General features: G+C 39.7%; 19 protein-coding genes. 16 read left to right on the top strand and 3 right to left on the bottom strand.

The genetic code is table 11. From position 1 onward, the window contains the following. Positions 1 to 18: 18 nt before the first annotated feature. From ABVF21_RS10200 to ABVF21_RS10170, 7 genes are all read left to right on the top strand, one after another. Positions 19 to 1,038 carry a phosphotransferase enzyme family protein gene (locus ABVF21_RS10200; RefSeq protein WP_303530330.1) on the top strand — a complete coding sequence of 340 codons (1,020 nt, stop codon included), beginning with the start codon at positions 19 to 21 and terminating at the stop codon, positions 1,036 to 1,038. 64 nt (positions 1,039 to 1,102) lie between these two features. Then, a complete protein-coding gene (locus ABVF21_RS10195) occupies positions 1,103 to 2,038 on the top strand; it encodes an aldo/keto reductase (protein ID WP_303530329.1) in 936 nt (311 codons plus the stop codon). 131 nt (positions 2,039 to 2,169) lie between these two features. Beyond that, a complete protein-coding gene (locus ABVF21_RS10190; protein ID WP_303530328.1) occupies positions 2,170 to 2,361 on the top strand; it encodes a hypothetical protein in 192 nt (63 codons plus the stop codon). Between the two features lie 6 nt (positions 2,362 to 2,367). After that, complete coding sequence (locus tag ABVF21_RS10185) at positions 2,368 to 2,793, top strand: NUDIX hydrolase (RefSeq protein ID WP_303530327.1); 426 nt, start codon at positions 2,368 to 2,370, stop codon at positions 2,791 to 2,793. A 142-nt stretch (positions 2,794 to 2,935) separates the two neighbouring features. Next, complete coding sequence (locus ABVF21_RS10180) at positions 2,936 to 3,625, top strand: Na-translocating system protein MpsC family protein (protein ID WP_303530326.1); 690 nt, start codon at positions 2,936 to 2,938, stop codon at positions 3,623 to 3,625. 139 nt (positions 3,626 to 3,764) lie between these two features. Further along, positions 3,765 to 3,950: a hypothetical protein gene (locus tag ABVF21_RS10175; protein WP_194220403.1), complete on the top strand. Its 186-nt coding sequence runs from the start codon at positions 3,765 to 3,767 to the stop codon at positions 3,948 to 3,950. Positions 3,951 to 4,025: 75 nt separating this feature from the next. After that, positions 4,026 to 5,240: a protein phosphatase 2C domain-containing protein gene (locus ABVF21_RS10170; protein WP_371018162.1), complete on the top strand. Its 1,215-nt coding sequence runs from the start codon at positions 4,026 to 4,028 to the stop codon at positions 5,238 to 5,240. 67 nt (positions 5,241 to 5,307) lie between these two features. Here ABVF21_RS10170 and chrA read toward each other — a convergent pair whose 3' ends face one another. Both chrA and ABVF21_RS10160 read right to left on the bottom strand, forming a co-directional pair. Further along, positions 5,308 to 6,495, bottom strand: a complete 1,188-nt coding sequence (gene chrA, locus ABVF21_RS10165) for a chromate efflux transporter (protein WP_371018161.1) — start codon at positions 6,493 to 6,495, stop codon at positions 5,308 to 5,310. 12 nt (positions 6,496 to 6,507) lie between these two features. Continuing rightward, positions 6,508 to 6,816, bottom strand: coding sequence for a PadR family transcriptional regulator (locus ABVF21_RS10160; protein ID WP_303530323.1), 309 nt, complete (start codon positions 6,814 to 6,816; stop codon positions 6,508 to 6,510). Between the two features lie 327 nt (positions 6,817 to 7,143). On the opposite strand from ABVF21_RS10160, the gene ABVF21_RS10155 reads away from it, so the two are divergent. From ABVF21_RS10155 to ABVF21_RS10140, 4 genes are all read left to right on the top strand, one after another. Then, positions 7,144 to 8,616, top strand: coding sequence for an MDR family MFS transporter (locus tag ABVF21_RS10155; protein WP_303530322.1), 1,473 nt, complete (start codon positions 7,144 to 7,146; stop codon positions 8,614 to 8,616). Between the two features lie 436 nt (positions 8,617 to 9,052). Beyond that, the gene (locus ABVF21_RS10150; protein WP_303530320.1) at positions 9,053 to 11,011 is read left to right on the top strand and encodes an LTA synthase family protein; all 1,959 of its coding nucleotides are present in this window, start codon (positions 9,053 to 9,055) and stop codon (positions 11,009 to 11,011) included. Positions 11,012 to 11,224: 213 nt separating this feature from the next. Then, complete coding sequence (locus ABVF21_RS10145; RefSeq protein ID WP_371018160.1) at positions 11,225 to 12,046, top strand: hypothetical protein; 822 nt, start codon at positions 11,225 to 11,227, stop codon at positions 12,044 to 12,046. A gap of 238 nt (positions 12,047 to 12,284) precedes the next feature. Further along, positions 12,285 to 12,650 (top strand): cupin, encoded by a 366-nt coding sequence (locus ABVF21_RS10140; protein WP_371018159.1) that lies wholly within the window; start codon positions 12,285 to 12,287, stop codon positions 12,648 to 12,650. A gap of 64 nt (positions 12,651 to 12,714) precedes the next feature. Here the strand turns inward: ABVF21_RS10140 and ABVF21_RS10135 are convergent, their stop codons facing one another. Beyond that, complete coding sequence (locus ABVF21_RS10135; RefSeq protein WP_098442444.1) at positions 12,715 to 12,915, bottom strand: cold-shock protein; 201 nt, start codon at positions 12,913 to 12,915, stop codon at positions 12,715 to 12,717. Positions 12,916 to 13,393: 478 nt separating this feature from the next. Between ABVF21_RS10135 and ABVF21_RS10130 the strand changes: the two genes are divergently transcribed. The 5 genes from ABVF21_RS10130 (at position 13,394) to dhaM (ending at position 17,309) form a co-directional block, all read left to right on the top strand. Further along, positions 13,394 to 14,206 carry an STAS domain-containing protein gene (locus ABVF21_RS10130; protein WP_371018158.1) on the top strand — a complete coding sequence of 271 codons (813 nt, stop codon included), beginning with the start codon at positions 13,394 to 13,396 and terminating at the stop codon, positions 14,204 to 14,206. 322 nt (positions 14,207 to 14,528) lie between these two features. Further along, positions 14,529 to 15,164 (top strand): YczE/YyaS/YitT family protein, encoded by a 636-nt coding sequence (locus ABVF21_RS10125; protein ID WP_303530311.1) that lies wholly within the window; start codon positions 14,529 to 14,531, stop codon positions 15,162 to 15,164. A gap of 127 nt (positions 15,165 to 15,291) precedes the next feature. Beyond that, positions 15,292 to 16,290, top strand: coding sequence for a dihydroxyacetone kinase subunit DhaK (gene dhaK / locus ABVF21_RS10120; protein ID WP_371018157.1), 999 nt, complete (start codon positions 15,292 to 15,294; stop codon positions 16,288 to 16,290). 12 nt (positions 16,291 to 16,302) lie between these two features. After that, positions 16,303 to 16,923: a dihydroxyacetone kinase subunit DhaL gene (dhaL, locus tag ABVF21_RS10115; RefSeq protein WP_371018156.1), complete on the top strand. Its 621-nt coding sequence runs from the start codon at positions 16,303 to 16,305 to the stop codon at positions 16,921 to 16,923. Further along, entirely contained in the window at positions 16,923 to 17,309 is a 387-nt protein-coding gene (gene dhaM / locus ABVF21_RS10110) for a dihydroxyacetone kinase phosphoryl donor subunit DhaM (RefSeq protein WP_371018155.1), read from the top strand. The genes dhaL and dhaM overlap by 1 nt, the downstream gene beginning before the upstream one ends. Positions 17,310 to 17,363 lie beyond the last annotated feature (54 nt).

Here is a 17,363-nt window from a genome sequence, read left to right as displayed (position 1 = left end):
AACAAGGAGGTTGTGGAGATGGAAGCGTGGATTGAAGCAATGTTCTCCCAAACGTTTGTCGATGAAGCGATTGATCGGTTTGGTATTCAGAAGATAGGTGTGAAAAAGCTAGGGGATTTCGAAAACTATGTCTTTGAAGTAGAAGAAAAAAACATCTCCTGGATCCTTCGCTTTACTCATAGCTCACATCGCACAATAGAAGAAGTGAAGTCGGAACTCGTATGGGTCAATCATTTATACGATGAAGGCGCTCATGTAGCGCGCGCTTATCCTTCAAAATATAATAAAATGATTGAGATCTTTTCGTCAGAAAATGGGCAGTTCTTTGCCTGTCTATTTAATAAAGTACCTGGAAGAGCGGTTAAAGTTGAGGATCCTATATTTGGATCTCCCTTGTTCGAAGCATGGGGAAAGGAAATTGGGAAACTGCACGACATTTCGATGAGAAATAAGGTTTCAGTTAAGAGACAGAGGTGGGATGCAGGTGACCTGCTTCAATTCGATCGGTATCTTTCAAAAACAGAGGATGCCCGAATCATTATAGAAGGTAAGAGATTAATCGAAGAGATACAAACCTTTCATGAAACGGGAAAAACGTTTGGTCTCATTCACTCAGATGTCCATCATGGCAATTTTCATTTTGATGGTAAGAGTATTCATCTATTCGATTTCGACGATAGTATGTATCACTACTATATTAGTGATATTGCGATCCCTGTTTATTATGCTGTCTGGCAAAAGTGTGGAACAGCTTCGCTTACGGAGCGTTCAACCTTTGCGACTGAATTTTTAAGTTCATTTTTGAGAGGATATCGAGAAGAAGTTCATGTCTCAGACGAGTGGCTCAAGACCATTCCTTACTTCCTGCGATTAAGAGACTTTGAGCTTTATACTGTGTTTCATAAAAAGTTTGATGTTGAACTGATGAGTGTAAAGGAGAAAGGGATGTTGGATGGGATTCGTTCGCGTTTGATGCGATCTGAATTAATCGCGAAACCAGCTTTTGAAGAATTAGAAAATCGTATTGAAAACACGTAGCGATGTTTTCCAATTAGTAAGAAGTGGTAATGTACTTTTGCGAAGCTTTTAATAGAAAGGATGAATGAAAGTGGCAAAAGTACAAATTGGAAAATCAGGTTTACAAGCAAATCCGATCGGATTAGGTACGAACGCGGTTGGTGGACATAACATTTATCCGAACTTAAATGAAGAAACTGGGAAAGATCTCGTAAGGGCAGCACTTGATAATGGCATTAACTTACTTGATACTGCCTATATATATGGACCAGAGCGATCAGAAGAGCTCGTTGGTCAAGTTATTAAAGAGCGAGGCAGTCGCGACGATATCGTCCTCGCTACGAAAGGGGCTCATGAATTTAAGGGTGAAGAGGTTATTTTAAATAATTCACCAGCCTTCTTGAAGCAATCCGTTGAGAATAGCTTGAATCGTCTCCAAACAGATTACATCGACTTATTTTACATTCATTTTCCTGACGAAGATACTCCGAAAGCCGAAGCAGTAGGAGCTCTAAAGGAGTTGAAAGATCAAGGCAAAATTAAATCAATTGGTGTATCTAACTTCAACTTGGAGCAGTTGAAAGAAGCGAATAAAGATGGATATGTTGACGTTCTTCAGAGTCACTATAACTTATTCCATCGCGAAGCTGAGAAGGATCTCCTTCCTTATACGGCAGAACAGGGCATTTCTTTCGTTCCATATTTCCCACTTGCCTCAGGACTTCTAGCTGGTAAGTATGATGAGAATACAACCTTCGATGATATTCGTGCTAAGGATCCTTTATTCCAGGGAGAGGCATTTAAAGAGAATCTTAGAAAGGTTGACCAGGTTCGCGAAATTGCAAACGCAAAAGGCGTTGAGGTTCCTCATATGGTGCTGGCATGGTACTTAACTCGTGATAGCATTGATGTCCTGATACCAGGAGCCAAACGTCAAGAGCAGGTCGTTGATAACTTGAAAACTCTTGATGTGAAGTTAACGAGTGAAGAAGTACAGCGAATCGATCAAATTTTTAAGTAAGAGAGGGATTAACCAGAGGATATAATGTCCTCTGGTTTTTCAGTGTCATTAAGGTGCTTTAAGTGGTAATGTTTATGTGAAAGTGGATTCTTTCTGCGGTCACCTTACTCACCTAAAAGGAGGACTTCGAATTGAAAAGAGGCGTGCTCTTTACTCTTACTCTTTCTCTCGTTCTCATTGCTATCCTGCTTATTTTCCTATTTGAAGATGATCGAGCGGCACGTCCTGGGATGATCATGTCTCTCGGTGCCCTTGCTGTGGTATTTCAGCGCGTCGTCTGGTTAGTGATGAAGAGGAAAAAGAAGAATCAAAAAAGGAGGTAACTCGATGTGATTAAAGTGAAAGCGCTCGGCCTTCTATTTAGAGAAGATAAGATCCTTGTTGAAGCATTTTATGGAAATCATTCAAATGGTTTAGGAGGTTACTTTCGTCCATTAGGTGGGAATATAGAATTAGGAGAGCCCTCCAATGAAACGGTTGTGAGAGAATTTAAAGAAGAGCTAGGTATCGATATAAAAGTGGAGAAATACATAACTTGTCTCGAAAATAGGTATCAAATCGATCAGAAATGGACTCATGAAGTGATTCAATTGTATACGGTATCGTTTATAGATGAGGCTCATTATATGAAAGAAAAATTCTCCTTTATCGAACAAGAAGCCGTGGCAGAGTGGCTAGCGGTCGAAGACATACTAAATGATAAAGAATACTGTTATCCTAATGGATTAGATCATGTGTTGAATCAGTTGAGATAGGAATTGTCTTTCGTCCACAACGCTTTGTCATCTAATTGAAATATCAAAATCAATCCATATTCTTTCATTGGTTAGGAAAGACTACTATAATGATTAATGGACGGGGAATAATATGTCTCTGTCTAAACAAAGGATGAACATTATGGAACGTAAATCAAATGAAGCTGAGATTGCAAGCTATGTTGGCAAACTGCTAAGAGATAATTTTGGTAAAGGGCCAGCGTCCGTATATGTGTCGATCCAAGAGCCATATATGACAATCTACTTTCGTGACTTTCTAGCACCAATGGAGCGTGTTCTAGTCGATCAGAAAGAAGATATGCGTGTTGAAGAAACAAGAGATCTTCTCATGCAGGGATTAATACCTGAGATTAAGGCGTCCATCCGGGTGATGGCAGATCTTGAAATCGAGTTATTCTACCATGATTGGTCGCTTCATAACCGATCAGGCATCATTATTGGTGTGATGAAAGACGTAAACTCATTTGAAGGACGCGAACTTGAAGGATATAAAGAAAAAGAACGAGTTCATGATGAGATCATTCGCGTTAGTAAGCTTGCAGAAAAAGCGCCTGAAAACGTAGACTCTTGTAAGCTGAATGATCGTACGTTAGTTGTTCTTCGTGAAGGTATTCTCGTCCGGATTGAAAAAGAGTTAATTCGCGACGGTTTTGAAGAGGAACTAAAGCTAACAAAAAGGCGGCTTGAAAAAGGGTTGCTTCATGATCACCAATTCGAATCAATTCTTTCCGCAAAAGTGGAGGATATCTTTGTAGACTGGGATTTTAATTTAGATAAAAGCTACATTACAATTATTATGAAACCAAATTAAGATTAGGTGGAAATAAACTGGGCGATAGAACCAGTGATAAGCCGAAAAGAACCAGGTCCCTGGTTCTTTTCGGCTTTTTTTATTTTCTTTCTAGTTTGTTAAGTACTCATCATCCGAAAATTATTCAAGGAGGAAAATGATGAAATATTTAATTGATCACTCAAAACGAGTGATTCACCGCACACCTTTCGCTGGAGATCAATGTGAATTCCATACTACTCCTGTTCAAGAAAGGGAGGGGACACATGACCCTTTGTATCTTCGAAAACTGGTTGAAAAAAAATCTTATGAAATATGCAGTTTTTGTAAGGGGAGTCTTCAATAAAGAAAGAAGGAGGTTCCCCCTTGAGTTACGAATGTTGTAAGTATGTTAAAGCAGTCGGATTAAGGGGGAACATTAGTGTTAAGAAAAAGAGCGGGAGTTATTCTTATCGAGAATAATCAGATCGCGTTAATAGAGCGAAAGCGAAATGGGAAAGTATATTATGTGATTCCAGGTGGCGGGATTGAGACTAACGAAACGCCTGAACAAGCTGCAAGAAGAGAAGCTGTTGAAGAGCTTGGGGTGGAGGTGCAGCTGTCAGAGCTATACTGTACCCTTCAGGATAGAGAAGATTATTACTATAAAGCTAGTATCATTCAGGGTGGTTTTGGAAGCGGAACAGGCGATGAATTTACGACGGGTGCTCATCATCGTGGAACGTTTAAGGCTGTTTGGGTATCGTTAGATAAATTAAAGACTTTGAATGTATATCCGGAAGAACTGGTCCAATCTCTTGAGATCAATAAGGGTGAGACGGAGCAACTTGAGAAAAACGGGAGGGAAGGAAACCATTTACGATGGGTAGGAAGTGAGAAAGCATATCTAGACGAGCCATCGTGTTCTCAGGTTGGGTGCGTTCATGTAGGGCGATTTGGTGGAAGTTCATCAGCTGGACAAACGAAGAACGAAGATGGATGTCTTGTTTGGAGTGGCGGTGATTGGGAATTAGCCATGGTTTTAGATGCGCATAAAACCGCCAGTAGTGCAGTGCTTATTCTAGATGAGTTTGAGCGAAACCGTTCGATTATCTCAAGCATTATAGGCAAAGAAACGAGAGAAGCGATGAGTGAATTGCAGCCAGCAGTCTTAGCGCTTTTCCAAGATGAAGATTTTAAACAAAAATGCAGGGAAGTAGAAGGAGAAACGGCATGTTTACTCGTTGTTAGAAAAGGCAAGTATTTATGGTGGTTCTCAGTTGGTGATTGTTTGTTGTTTCTGATGCATGCAGATTTAGTGGGGCTTGGGGAAGCGGTTCAAAACCATCGCAGTTTCTATGAGTGGGTTGGTGAGGTGAACACTTTTGATACAATCGTTCCATGCTTTAGCACAGGAACAAAGGAGCTGAGAAAAGGTATAAATCGTATCTTTTTAACAACGGATGGACTACTTGAATGTCCGGAATCGAATTTTCATCAACCGGTGGAAGTGACCGATCGATTGAAGAGCGATTTGATTAAGGAGGATATCCATAGGTTATTACAGGAAATAAAGAAAAAGAATGTAAGAGATAGTACGACGATTTTAGCGTGGGACGTTACCATAGTTGAAGATGGTTTGATGCCAAGTGATTAATAAAGGCTATCATGGAAGTAACGATGGTTAATGAAAGAAGACGTCGCTATTGCGACGTCTTCTTTCATTAACTTATAAGCTGAATCACATAACCACCGAAAACTCCGATTAAAACTATCATCCATGCTGGGAGTTTCCAAATTGAAAGAAGTGCGAATAAAATCGCTGCAAGGGCAAAGTCTTCTCCTTTTATTATGGCACTTTTGAAAACGGGATCATAAAAGGCAGCCAATAGTATTCCAACAACGCTCGCGTTAACGCCGATTAATATTTTTTGAAAAGCAGCGCGTTTTCGTAACTCGTTTAGAAAAGGGAGTGCTGCCGTGATCAAAAGGAAAGACGGTAAGAAAATCGCCACTGTGACGACAATAGCACCTGTAAACCCTTCTAACATCGTACCTAGGTAGCTAGCGAACGTAAATAGTGGACCTGGAACAGCCTGGGCCATTCCATAACCAGCTAGAAATTGATCAGCTGAGAGGAGTCCCTGGGGAACAATTTGGCGTTCGATCATCGGAAGCACAACATGGCCACCTCCGAATACAAGTGCTCCAACTCGAAAGAACATATCAAATAAATGAAGCAGGGCGTTATCAGTAAACTGGTTGAGTATAGGCAAAGCGATTAATAGCGTTACTAAAAGGACAAAAGCACATGCACCAACTTTTTTTGATAAAGAAACAGGAAACGGTTTTACGTTAGTTTCTGTCTTATCATTGAAAAGACGTAACCCAAGCAGTCCAGCGCCTCCGATAATAAGTAGTTGCATCCATGCTGAGGGATAGAGGAGCATAATAAGTGCTGCCGCTAATGCAATCGCGATTCTCGTTCGGTCAGGTGTGAGTTTCTTTCCTAGGCCAATGATGGCATGTAGAACGACAGCAGCCGCGACAATTTTTAAACTATGAATAAATGTCCCATCTCCGAGTGAGAAGGTCTGATAAAGCATGGCGAAAGTGACAAGAATAAGGATAGATGGCATCGTGAAGCCAAACCAGGATAGAAAGCCACCGAGCATACCTCCGCGCATCATTCCAATTGCTATTCCTACCTGACTACTAGCAGGTCCTGGCAAAAATTGACAAAGAGCTAGAATGTCAGCGTACATTTTATCATCAAGCCATTTTTTTCGATCGACATATTCATCTTTAAAATAGGCAAGGTGAGCAACTGGTCCTCCAAATGAAGTAAGACCAAGTCGCGATGATACAAGAAGTATTTCAATAAATGTTTTGAAGCTATGTTTACCAGGCATGTTGGTCCTCCGTTAGTCTTTAATTTCTTTAAATAGCTCATAGGCTTTTGCTTGAGCTTCTGCTAAGACTAGTTCACCTTTATCAGTCGTGCGATAGTATTTTCGAATTTTCCCATTTACGTTGCTTTCAGCTTTGGTCAGCAGTTCGTCCTTCTCCATACTGTGAAGGATCGGATATAAGGTCCCTGAGCTCATTTCATAGCCATGTTCACGCAGTTCTTCAAGCATCCACGTTCCATATATCGGTTCTTCCTTTGCATGATGGAGAATATGGATTTGAATGAAGCCTAGAAAAAGCTTTCGTAGAATTTTATTATTCAAAAGCAGCCACCTCTCTGATATCTAAAGTCGATATCGAATTACGATATTGATATCGGTATTATTGTATAGTGGAGTAGAAAGTTAAACAAGCACTTGCCGATCTTATTTACAAACCTTTAATATTTCGTTTTGATGAGAGTAGGAGTGATGGCGCAGTAAGGTGATGCAATGAATCCTAACCTTAAAGGAAAAAATAAGCTAATTTCTTTTATTACTTCTTCAGGTATAGTAAGATATGGACTGTTGTTTAGAAGACATTTGAACGGTAAATCCTAATAGAAATACAGCTTTTAGTACGCAACCGTCATAGAAAAAGGAGGGGAATAGATGGAGGAAAAACAAACATACGAATTTTTGGCTGACGATCCGAATTTCAACGTCAAACCAGTCATGATCTCTCTTATTATTGGAGCGTTTTTTGCCATCTTAAATGAAACACTTTTGAATATCGCGTTAACCACTTTAATGGAGAAATTTAGTGTAACGCCTGCCACTGTTCAATGGATGGCTACTGGATTCTTGCTAGTGATGGGGATATTAACTCCGATCTCGGCTCTTCTTCTTCAGTCGTTTACAACGAGACAGATGTTTATCGGTACGATGACCGTATTTACAATAGGAACGCTCGTATGTGCGATCGCACCAACTTTCGGAGTTCTCTTAAGCGGACGACTTTTACAAGCAGTTGGTACTGGATTATTAATTCCAATTATTTTTAACACCTTTCTTCTTATATTCCCGCCAGAACGACGCGGTACTGTAATGGGGACAGTTGGGCTTGTTATTATGTTTGCTCCTGCAATTGGGCCAACTCTTTCAGGCATTATCGTCGATCAGCTCGGCTGGCGTTATCTCTTTATTACGGTTATTCCTTTTGCGTTATTTTCAATCGCATTTGGCTATAAATTCCTGAAGAATGTTGGAGAAGTAACAAAGCCAAAAGTAGATGTGCTTTCCATCCTTTTATCTACTATTGGATTTGGGGGAATTGTTCTAGCGTTTAGCTTTGCCGGAGAGGGAGAGGTTGGCTATTTAGCACCACAAGTCTTTTATCCTCTCGTTATTGGAGTTATCTCCCTCGTTATTTTTGTGATCAGGCAGCTGAAATTAGAAGAGCCGATGCTGGATGTGCGGGTTTTTAAATATCCGATGTTCACTGTAGCCGTATTATTGTTTATCATCATCATTATGGCCATGTTCTCATCTGAAATTATCCTTCCGATGTACATGCAAGGGCCGCTAGCATTATCTCCTCAAACAGCAGGGTTAATTCTTCTTCCCGGCGCACTGTTAAATGGGTTAATGTCACCGGTTATGGGGAAATTGTTTGATAAGTTTGGTCCAAGAAAACTCATCATTCCAGCAGCTTTTGTTTTGGTAGGAGTCATGTTTACATTTAGTAAAGTAGGGATCAATACATCGATTGCGTTAATCGTTGTAACTTACATGTTATTAATGCTATCCATTTCAGCGATCATGATGCCAGCTCAAACGAATGGATTAAACGGTCTTCCGAAAAAACTTTATCCGCATGGCACAGCCATTATGAACACGCTCCAACCTGTTTCAGGAGCGATCGGTGTTTCTGTTTTCATTAGTATCATGACAACACGACAACAAACATATCTTAATAATGCTTCAAATCCAGCAAACGCACAGACGATTAGCGAATCTCTCGTATCAGGAGTTGAGCTTGTCTACCTTGTAGCATTTGGGTTTGCTATAGTTGGTTTTCTTGTGTCACTCTTTATTCGAAAAGCACTACCTGAAGATCAAACAGGTCGAGCTGTGAATGAATAAGAAAAAGCGTCTCTTTAATGGGACGCTTTTTTTATTTGTCACAACTCTGTAACGAAATATCCTACTTTATGCTTTTTCGAGAAAAAGTTAAATGTAATATAATTGAAAAGATGTTGGTGAAAAAAATGGGTATAAGAAAGAGAGGGAAATTAATGGAGATATCTTTCATTTAAATTCCAAATAATGTATGTATTTTCCCTTATTTTCTCTAATCTTTAACAGTAGGGTTACGATTCGCAAAATAACTTTACTAATGTGTTAAAAGAACGTTTTCATAGAAAGACAATGATTTATGCTCTCCTGTAGTGGAAGTTGACATTAAATTTTCTAGGGAGTATTATACTCAAGTATTAGGATTTAAAAAGAATTTACAAATTTACAATTAAAATAGATAAAAAAGTTATTTGTATCACATATAAGGAGGTCTTCAACTGACATGCGAAATAAACTAAGCAGTCAGATTAATAAGCCATGGACATTGTTCTTTGGCGTGATTCTATTATTCTGGTTAAAAATGTACACTGTCTATCAGACTGAATTTGATCTTGGAATTCAAAATGGTATGCAATCGTTCCTATTAGTCTTAAACCCAATTAGTTCATTACTTCTATTCTTTGGATTTGCGCTGTTCTTTAAAGGACGTAAACGAGCATGGGCGATCCTCATTATTGATTTTGTACTTTCATTTATTCTTTATGCAAACGTTGTGTACTACCGATTCTTTAATGACTTTATTACACTACCGACTGTGATGCATACAAACGATGCAGGTGAATTAAAAGATAGTGCTTTTGCTTTAATGCAGTTCTCAGATGCTTTCTATTTTATTGATACATTGATTATCCTTAGCTTGATTTTGTTTAAAGTTATCAAACCACAAGTAGCAATGAAGAAGAAAAAAATCGCGCTTGTATTCGCGTCAGCAGCTGTGTTTTTTACAGTGAACCTTGGGCTTGCTGAAGCCGATCGTCCTGAACTTCTAACGCGTGCTTTTGACCGCACGTACATTGTAAAGTACCTTGGACAATTTAATTATCAAATTTTTGACGTCGTTACGACTGTTAAATCAAGCTCTCAGAGTGCTTTCGCAAGTAGCGATGATTTAACAGATGTAAGAAACTTCGTAGAGGCAAACCGTACAGAACCAAACCCTGAGTATTTCGGTAAGGCTGAAGGGATGAATGTGATTTACATTTCATTAGAATCACTTCAAAACTTCGTGATCGGGAAAGAAATTGATGGTCAAGAAGTAACACCATTCTTAAATAGTCTTATTGAAGATCAGAATACGTTCTATTTTGATAATTTCTTCCACCAGGTTGGGCAGGGGAAAACGTCTGATGCAGAATTTATGATGGCGAATTCTCTTTATCCATTACCAAGTGGATCTGTAGCTATGGAAAAAGCGCGTAACACTTACCAGGCACAGCCTGCGATTCTTGAACAAAAAGGCTACTCAACAGCTTCCCTACACGGTAATGGGAAAACATTCTGGAACCGTGATGAAATGTATAAGTCATTTGGTATTCAGAAATTCTTTGATTCAAGTTATTACGATATGAATGAAGAAGATGTTCATAACTATGGTCTTAAAGATAAGCCGTTCTTTGAACAATCCATTCCATATCTTGAAAGTCTAGAACAACCGTTTGAAGCGAAAATGCTTACTTTATCAAACCACTTTCCGTTTACAATGGACGAAGGTGATGTGGATTTCCCAACACCTGAAACAAATGACTCAGTCGTAAATGGCTATTTCCAAACAGCAAAATATATGGATGAGTCGATTGAACAATTCTTTAATGATCTGAAAGAATCAGGTCTGTACGATAATACAATGATCGTCATGTATGGTGACCATTATGGTATTTCTAATAACCATAATACGGCAATGTCAGAAGTAATGGGAGAAGAGGTTGGCGCATATGAAAATGCTCAATTACAGCGAGTCCCTCTTTTCATTACGGCCCCTGGTGTAGAAGGAAAGCAAGTACATGAATATGGTGGTCATATGGACGTTCGTGATACCGTTCTTCACCTATTAGGTGTTGAAACAGATGATTTCATCTCATTTGGATCTGATCTTCTGTCAGAAGATCACCGTGAGATTGTACCTTTCCGAAATGGCGATTTTGTAACACCAGAAGTAACATCTGTCAACGAGAAGTGCTATGCGAATCCTACAGGAGAAAAAGTAGACGCAGAGGCATGTGAGCAGGCAGGACAGTTTGTCGAAGAGTCACTGGAACTATCAGACAAAGTCGTCTATGGTGACCTACTTCGTTTCTATGAACCTGAAGGCTTCACTCCTGTTGATCGTAACGATTACAACTATACTGTGGATCAAATGGAACCAGTACAAGAAGATCCAGCTCAAGAAAAAGAACAGAAATAATCGCAAAGCAACCTGCCTAATGTGGCGGGTTGCTTTTTTATATGCAAGATTAGTGCATGCTGGTGAATCACAATTTTGGCTTATTCAAGTTAAACATAGCCTATCTCCATCTAAAGTTGTAGATGAAAATAAGTAAATAGCTAGAGTTTTTGTTTCTTTAAGTAGGTTATCATTTCCATATAGATATCAATCTTTGGAAAGAGGGAGATAGGAATGAAGCGACCGATCTGTATCACTTGTGGGACGCAATATGAGCTGATGGAAAAGAATCCAGATACATGCCTCATATGTAAAGAAGAAAGGCAATACGTTAACCCTGAAGGGCAAGAGTGGACAACGCTGGAGGAAATGCAAGCAGCTCAATTCCAAAACCAGATCATTGAGGAAGAAAAAGGACTACATAGTGTGACGACAGCACCTACCTTTGGGATTGGACAAACAGCTTACCACATTCAGAGTAAAGATTTTAATCTGCTTTGGGATTGCATTTCTTACATTGATGCGGATACTATCCAAAAGATCAATGATATTGGTGGCTTAGATGCAATTGCTCTTTCGCATCCCCATTATTACTCTGCGCAAGTCGAATGGGCTGAAGCCTTTAACGTTCCCATTTACATTCATGAAGATGACTCTGAGTGGGTGATGAGAGAGTCTGAAATGATTCGTTTTTGGAGTGGGGAGGAATTAAAGCTAACGTCCAATTTAACAATTTATCGCCTTGGCGGCCATTTCCAAGGAGGAGCAGTTCTTCATGTACCAGAAGGTAATGAAGGAAGGGGCTTGCTATTAACAGGTGACATTATACAAGTTGTAGCTGATCAGGAGTGGGTAAGCTTTATGTATAGCTATCCAAATCTAATCCCATTGCCTGCATCAAAGGTGGAAGAGATGGCGCGAAAGGTGAATTTGCTAAAATATGATCGACTATACAATGCGTTTCATCGTAGTGTGAAATTCAATGCTGATCAATCTGTTCAGCTATCCGCGACTCGATATATAAAAGCGCTTGAAGGTAAACTGTTTCATACGTGAAGAGAAACCCTCCTTATAAAGGAGGGTTTCTTTTGTGAAAACAAATTAGCAGGGAAATCTCATTATAAATCGAATACGGTTAGAAGAATGACTGATTGAGGAGGGAAATGAGTAATCTAAGAAGGTTTCGAAATAGGAATAAGTGGAAATGAAACATTACTATGGTAATATAGAACAATCCTTCAAAGCTACTGTAGAGAAAATGAAGGTGCTAGGTCTATATGAGGAGGTAGCGCATATGAAAATTTATCATTTTGGGAAATCGGCAGGAAAAGAAATAACGAAGTTCGGATCAAACTTCATTATGTCCCGAATTTCACAAACAGATGGAAGTGTACATATTGGAGTTATGTATTTAGACAAAGAAGGCATAATAGGGTTCCATCAAGCTGTGACGCCTCAATTATTGTTAATTATCAAAGGGGAAGGTATTGTGAGAGGAGAGGAGGATGAGTTAATAAAAGTACGAGAAGGAGATGCTGTTTTTTGGAATAAAGATGAATGGCATGAGACCACATCAGAGAACGGATTGACTGCCATTGCGATTGAAGGAGAAGTGGATCCAGAGTTATTTATGAAGGAGATGGAGCAACCGGAAGCGTAAGGAAGAACAACAAAAAAGATAATAAAAAAGCTCTTCCACCGGGGAAGAGCTTTTTCTATATGATTTACGCTTTAACTACGTTAGTAGCTTGTGGTCCGCGGTTACCTTGCTCAGTGTCAAAAGTAACTGTTTGACCTTCTTCAAGAGTTTTGAAACCTTCGCCTTGAATAGCTGAGAAATGTACGAATACGTCGTCTCCGCCTTCAACTTCGATGAAGCCAAAACCTTTTTCTGCGTTAAACCATTTTACTGTACCTTTGTTCATGTGTGTATCCTCCAAGTGCATTTTGCACAAATATTACTATTACTGCTCTACATAATCATTTGAGATGTAAGTACTTCCTAAAGTAGCCTGCTCTTTAATAATCAGTACCGAACAACAATAATTAACCTTAGTATAACACGTCTCCCAAAAAAAGCAAACCTCTTCTGAAAAATCGTTCTTTTTAACTTCCATACAAAGGTTCGTATCAATAAGTTTGAATACTTGTAGGTATTGAAAAACAGTGATTAAACAGGGGGTTAGTGTCGTTCTAGCATTGAAGATTTGATGGAAATCCCCATTTGAAAATTATTTGTGTGAAGCAATTAATTGTCACGGGTTTTAAAAGAAACTCCAATCAACTGTGAATATTGATCGTACCCTTAAAGATTAATGAAGATGGAATGAAGTTTTTAATGTAAAATGAAATAGGTTCATCTATTATAAAGAAGAAATTCGATTTATTATCGGAGGTTAAAATATGCCAGTTCAAGAATCGATCATTGAACAGGAAGTTCAAATGATTGGGAAGCAGCTAGAAGCAAGAAAGTTAGATATTGCCAAAGGCTTACTTAAGCCAGGAGCTGATAACGCAGAAGCATTGCAATTACATACTGAGCTTGTTCAGCTTTGCGCTGATGCGATTCTAAGTGGTTTAGAAACAACAATGCCGCGTTTAACAAAGTGGGGAAGAGAAACAGGGGAGCTTGCCGTTCAATACGGCTCTGAGTTAGATCAGTCACTAAAAAATACTTCAGAAGTTCGACAGGCTATTTGGGCGGTGGTTGAACTTGTTACGATCGAAGCGAATCATACTGTCCAAAGTGTTTTTAGAGTAGGGAAAATCATAGATAGCTTGCTTGATCATGCTGTTTATGCCTATAGCACAGCATACGTGGCATCATTTAAGAGTACGCTTAGCCATGCACAGGAAGTTTTTCTTGAGCTTTCTGTACCGGTTGTTCCGATTCTTGATGGTGTTGCAGTATTACCAATTGTTGGCGATATTGATACACATCGTGCGAGTCTTCTGATGGAAACAGCTCTAAGAGAATCAACGGAAAAACGATTAACGCATTTATTTATTGATCTTTCTGGCGTAACCATCGTGGATACAATGGTCGCAAATAACATCTTTAACATTATTTATTCACTTGAACTTCTAGGAGTCAAGGGGATTTTAGCAGGTATAAGACCAGAAGTCGCTCAAACAATGATCCATCTCGGAATCGATTTTTCTTCTATCCAAACTCACAGTACGTTAAAACAGGCTCTAGCCAAGCATATTTTTTAAGAATAGATGAGCAAGATCATACTAAAATAATCCATAATGTAATGCTGTCCAATACGGGCAGTATTTTTTTGTAACTAACGAAAAAATTGGAATGTTTTTTTAAAGTAAAAGCGATTGACGTTGAAGTCAATCGCTAATAAAATGGTCTCGAAAAATCTTAGTAAGATCCTCTCTTCCAAAAAGTATGAACATGTCGTCTCAAAGGACAGGCGGTATGCAACGCCTGATTGGCTTAGCCAGTCAGAAGAGGGAATTAAGATGCTTTCTCTAAGCGTCATGCTATCAGATTTTCTTTATTTTTAGTGGAAGGGAGGAGGTCGTAATGGTTTATCGAATTACGGTTTATCTTCTAGGTATGTTTATTAACTTCTTTGGTGTTGCACTAGTTATTCATGCAACGCTTGGCGCAGGATTTTGGACTTCGTTCTTTATAGGTCTTTCCGATTTAGCTGGGTTAACTGTTGGTTTCTGGTATGGTTTATTTCAAATACTGGTTATATTCCTAAATGGGAATTTAATGAAACAAAAGCCAGAGTATGGAGCGATCCTACCAATTATTTTAGAAAGTTTTATTTTGGATTTCTGGTTAGAGATTGTATTTTCATCCGTTCAGTTAGCATCAGCACCGCTGATGGCAAAAATAGCGATTCTTATTGCAGGGATGGGAGCGATTGGGCTAGGAGTGGCCATCTATATATTGCCACAGTTTCCACGTGCACCGTTTGATCAGCTATTTCTCGTTATTAGCTCTAGATTTAATCTTAGCTTACAAATGGGACAGACAATTGTCGCCGTTGTTATGGCTTCGCTTGCTCTAATGATCGGAGGTCCTGTCGGCGTTGGGACCATTGCACTTGTATTTTTGCTTGGCCCAATCATTCAGTTCTGGTATGAAAGAGCTTATCCGCTGTATTACGTGCTATACCCAGCGCAAGCACCACATGAAGAATATTTATAAAATCATATGTTAAAGGCGCTTTTGTGAAAAACAGAAGCGTCTTTTTTATAGATAGAGGCCTTTCCTTTTATTTCGACTTTTGCGAAATCTAAAACACGGGTATAACCATTCTGGGAGGGATAAACTGATGAAGAAAATAATTAATCAACCAGATGACGTTGTAAGCCAAATGCTAGACGGAATGGTGAAAGCACATCCCGAATCTTATCAAAGACTGGAAGGTACAACTGTCCTCGTCAGAAAAAATCTTTCGGATAACAAAGTAGGTATTGTTAGCGGTGGAGGAAGTGGACATGAACCTGCACATGCGGGATTCGTTGGAGAAGGTATGCTTGATGCAGCTGTTAGTGGAGAAGTGTTTACGTCCCCTACACCAGATCAGATGTTAGAAGCGATTAAGGCGGTTGATCAGGGGGCTGGAGTTCTCCTTATTACAAAGAATTACACTGGTGATGTTATGAACTTTGAAATGGCAGCCGAGATGGCGGAGGACGAAGGCATAAATGTCGAACAGGTGATTGTTAATGATGACGTTGCGGTAGAGGATAGTACTCATACGACAGGTCGAAGAGGCGTAGCAGGAACTATTTTCGTTCATAAGATTGCAGGGGCAGCTGCACAAGAAGGTAAAACACTGAAAGAAGTGAAAGCGCTTGCTGAGGAAGTGATTCAAAACGTTAGATCAATGGGGGCAGCGCTTCATCCGGCCCAGGTTCCGGGCTCAGGAAATCCAGGATTTGATATTAAAGAAAATGAAATGGAGCTTGGGATTGGTATTCATGGTGAGCCTGGGATGGAAACGATCGGACTGGTTTCGGCAGATGAATTGGCAGAGCGTCTTGTAGAAGAAGTACTACCCGAACTACAACTAAAACAAGGCGATGAAACAGCGGTCATTGTGAACGGAATGGGAGCAACTCCTTTAATGGAGCTGTACATTCTAAATAATCGTATTCATGATCTCTTAAAGGAAAAAGGCATTAAATCGGAATTGACGTTAGTTGGCAACTATATGACTGCCCTTGAAATGGCAGGTGCTTCTTTAACAGTTCTAAAATTAACGAATGAACTAAAGAAATACGTGACAAATCCATGTCAGACGATTGCATGGACGATAAACGACTAAGGAGGATCATGTATGTTTACAGCAGAGATGGCTAGACAATGGATCAAAGAGTCTGCTAAAAAGATAGAATCGAATAAAGAAGAGCTAACTGATCTTGACCAGGTGCTTGGAGATGGAGATCATGGGCTTAACATGATAAGAGGCTTTAAGGCGGCTGTCGAACAGCTGAATGAAGAGACGGATGAACCAGGGAAAGTACTGAAGGCTGTTGGAACGAGTCTGTTGTCTAAGATAGGCGGTGCTTCAGGACCGCTTTACGGCACTCTTTTCATGAAAGCTGGAAATCAGTTAGAAGGAACAGAAGTGCAGCTTAGCGACCTTTCTTCAAGTCTTCGAGTTGGCGTGAATGGAATGAAGAAACGAGGTAAGGCTGAGCGTGAAGAGAAGACGATGATCGACTTACTAGAACCTGTCATTGAGTTAATGGAAGAGAAGGGAAATGAACTTACACCTACTCATTTGATCGAAAAGGCGAAGGCAGCGCTTGAGCATGTAAAAGAGTATGAAGCCAAGAAAGGCAGAGCGGCTTACTACAAAGAAAAATCAAAAGGTAAACAGGATGCGGGGGCGCAGTCTTCTTATTATCTCATAGAATCCCTTGCGACAGTTCTCGATAAGGACGGTGAAGCTTAATGGTCAGTCTTGTCCTGGTATCACATAGTCCTGATATTTCAAAGGGATTGAAAAAGATGCTTGATGAAGCACAGCCTGAAGTTACTGTGCTCGATGCTGGAGGAACAGATGATGGTGAAATGGGAACGAGTGCTATTAAGATTCAAACCTCTATTGAAAAGGCGGATCATGGGGATGGCGTTGTTATTCTCGTGGATTTCGGAAGCTCAGTCATGAATGCAGAGATGGCGGTCGAGTTAATAGAAGATGCTCATTCCGTCAAGATTGCAGATGCGCCATTGATTGAGGGCGCCTATAGTGCGGTTATGGAAGCTGGATTTGGCAAGTCACTAGATGAAGTGGTGGAATCAGCAGTTCATGCAAAAGATATGAAGAAAGTGCAGTGAAATGAGAAGTTGAAAAAAACAGCGCATCCGCCTGGATGCGCTGTTTTTCTGTAT

It is taken from the genome of Pseudalkalibacillus sp. JSM 102089 (genome assembly GCF_041366475.1).
Classification (GTDB): Bacteria; Bacillota; Bacilli; order Bacillales; family Guptibacillaceae; genus Guptibacillus; species Guptibacillus hwajinpoensis_B.
This window is presented reverse-complemented; position numbering and strand designations above follow the sequence as displayed.

What these genes read in the sequence shown, in the direction of transcription:
- ABVF21_RS10145 (WP_371018160.1), top strand. Translation starts at nt 11,225, where the DNA reads ATGAAGCGACCGATCTGTATCACTTGTGGGACGCAATATGAGCTGATG.
- ABVF21_RS10200 (WP_303530330.1), top strand. Translation starts at nt 19, where the DNA reads ATGGAAGCGTGGATTGAAGCAATGTTCTCCCAAACGTTTGTCGATGAA.
- ABVF21_RS10175 (WP_194220403.1), top strand. Translation starts at nt 3,765, where the DNA reads ATGAAATATTTAATTGATCACTCAAAACGAGTGATTCACCGCACACCT.
- ABVF21_RS10195 (WP_303530329.1), top strand. Translation starts at nt 1,103, where the DNA reads ATGAAAGTGGCAAAAGTACAAATTGGAAAATCAGGTTTACAAGCAAAT.
- ABVF21_RS10140 (WP_371018159.1), top strand. Translation starts at nt 12,285, where the DNA reads ATGAAAATTTATCATTTTGGGAAATCGGCAGGAAAAGAAATAACGAAG.
- dhaL (WP_371018156.1), top strand. Translation starts at nt 16,303, where the DNA reads ATGTTTACAGCAGAGATGGCTAGACAATGGATCAAAGAGTCTGCTAAA.
- ABVF21_RS10135 (WP_098442444.1), bottom strand. Translation starts at nt 12,915, where the DNA reads ATGAACAAAGGTACAGTAAAATGGTTTAACGCAGAAAAAGGTTTTGGC.
- chrA (WP_371018161.1), bottom strand. Translation starts at nt 6,495, where the DNA reads ATGCCTGGTAAACATAGCTTCAAAACATTTATTGAAATACTTCTTGTA.
- dhaM (WP_371018155.1), top strand. Translation starts at nt 16,923, where the DNA reads ATGGTCAGTCTTGTCCTGGTATCACATAGTCCTGATATTTCAAAGGGA.
- dhaK (WP_371018157.1), top strand. Translation starts at nt 15,292, where the DNA reads ATGAAGAAAATAATTAATCAACCAGATGACGTTGTAAGCCAAATGCTA.
- ABVF21_RS10130 (WP_371018158.1), top strand. Translation starts at nt 13,394, where the DNA reads ATGCCAGTTCAAGAATCGATCATTGAACAGGAAGTTCAAATGATTGGG.
- ABVF21_RS10180 (WP_303530326.1), top strand. Translation starts at nt 2,936, where the DNA reads ATGGAACGTAAATCAAATGAAGCTGAGATTGCAAGCTATGTTGGCAAA.
- ABVF21_RS10155 (WP_303530322.1), top strand. Translation starts at nt 7,144, where the DNA reads ATGGAGGAAAAACAAACATACGAATTTTTGGCTGACGATCCGAATTTC.
- ABVF21_RS10150 (WP_303530320.1), top strand. Translation starts at nt 9,053, where the DNA reads ATGCGAAATAAACTAAGCAGTCAGATTAATAAGCCATGGACATTGTTC.
- ABVF21_RS10125 (WP_303530311.1), top strand. Translation starts at nt 14,529, where the DNA reads ATGGTTTATCGAATTACGGTTTATCTTCTAGGTATGTTTATTAACTTC.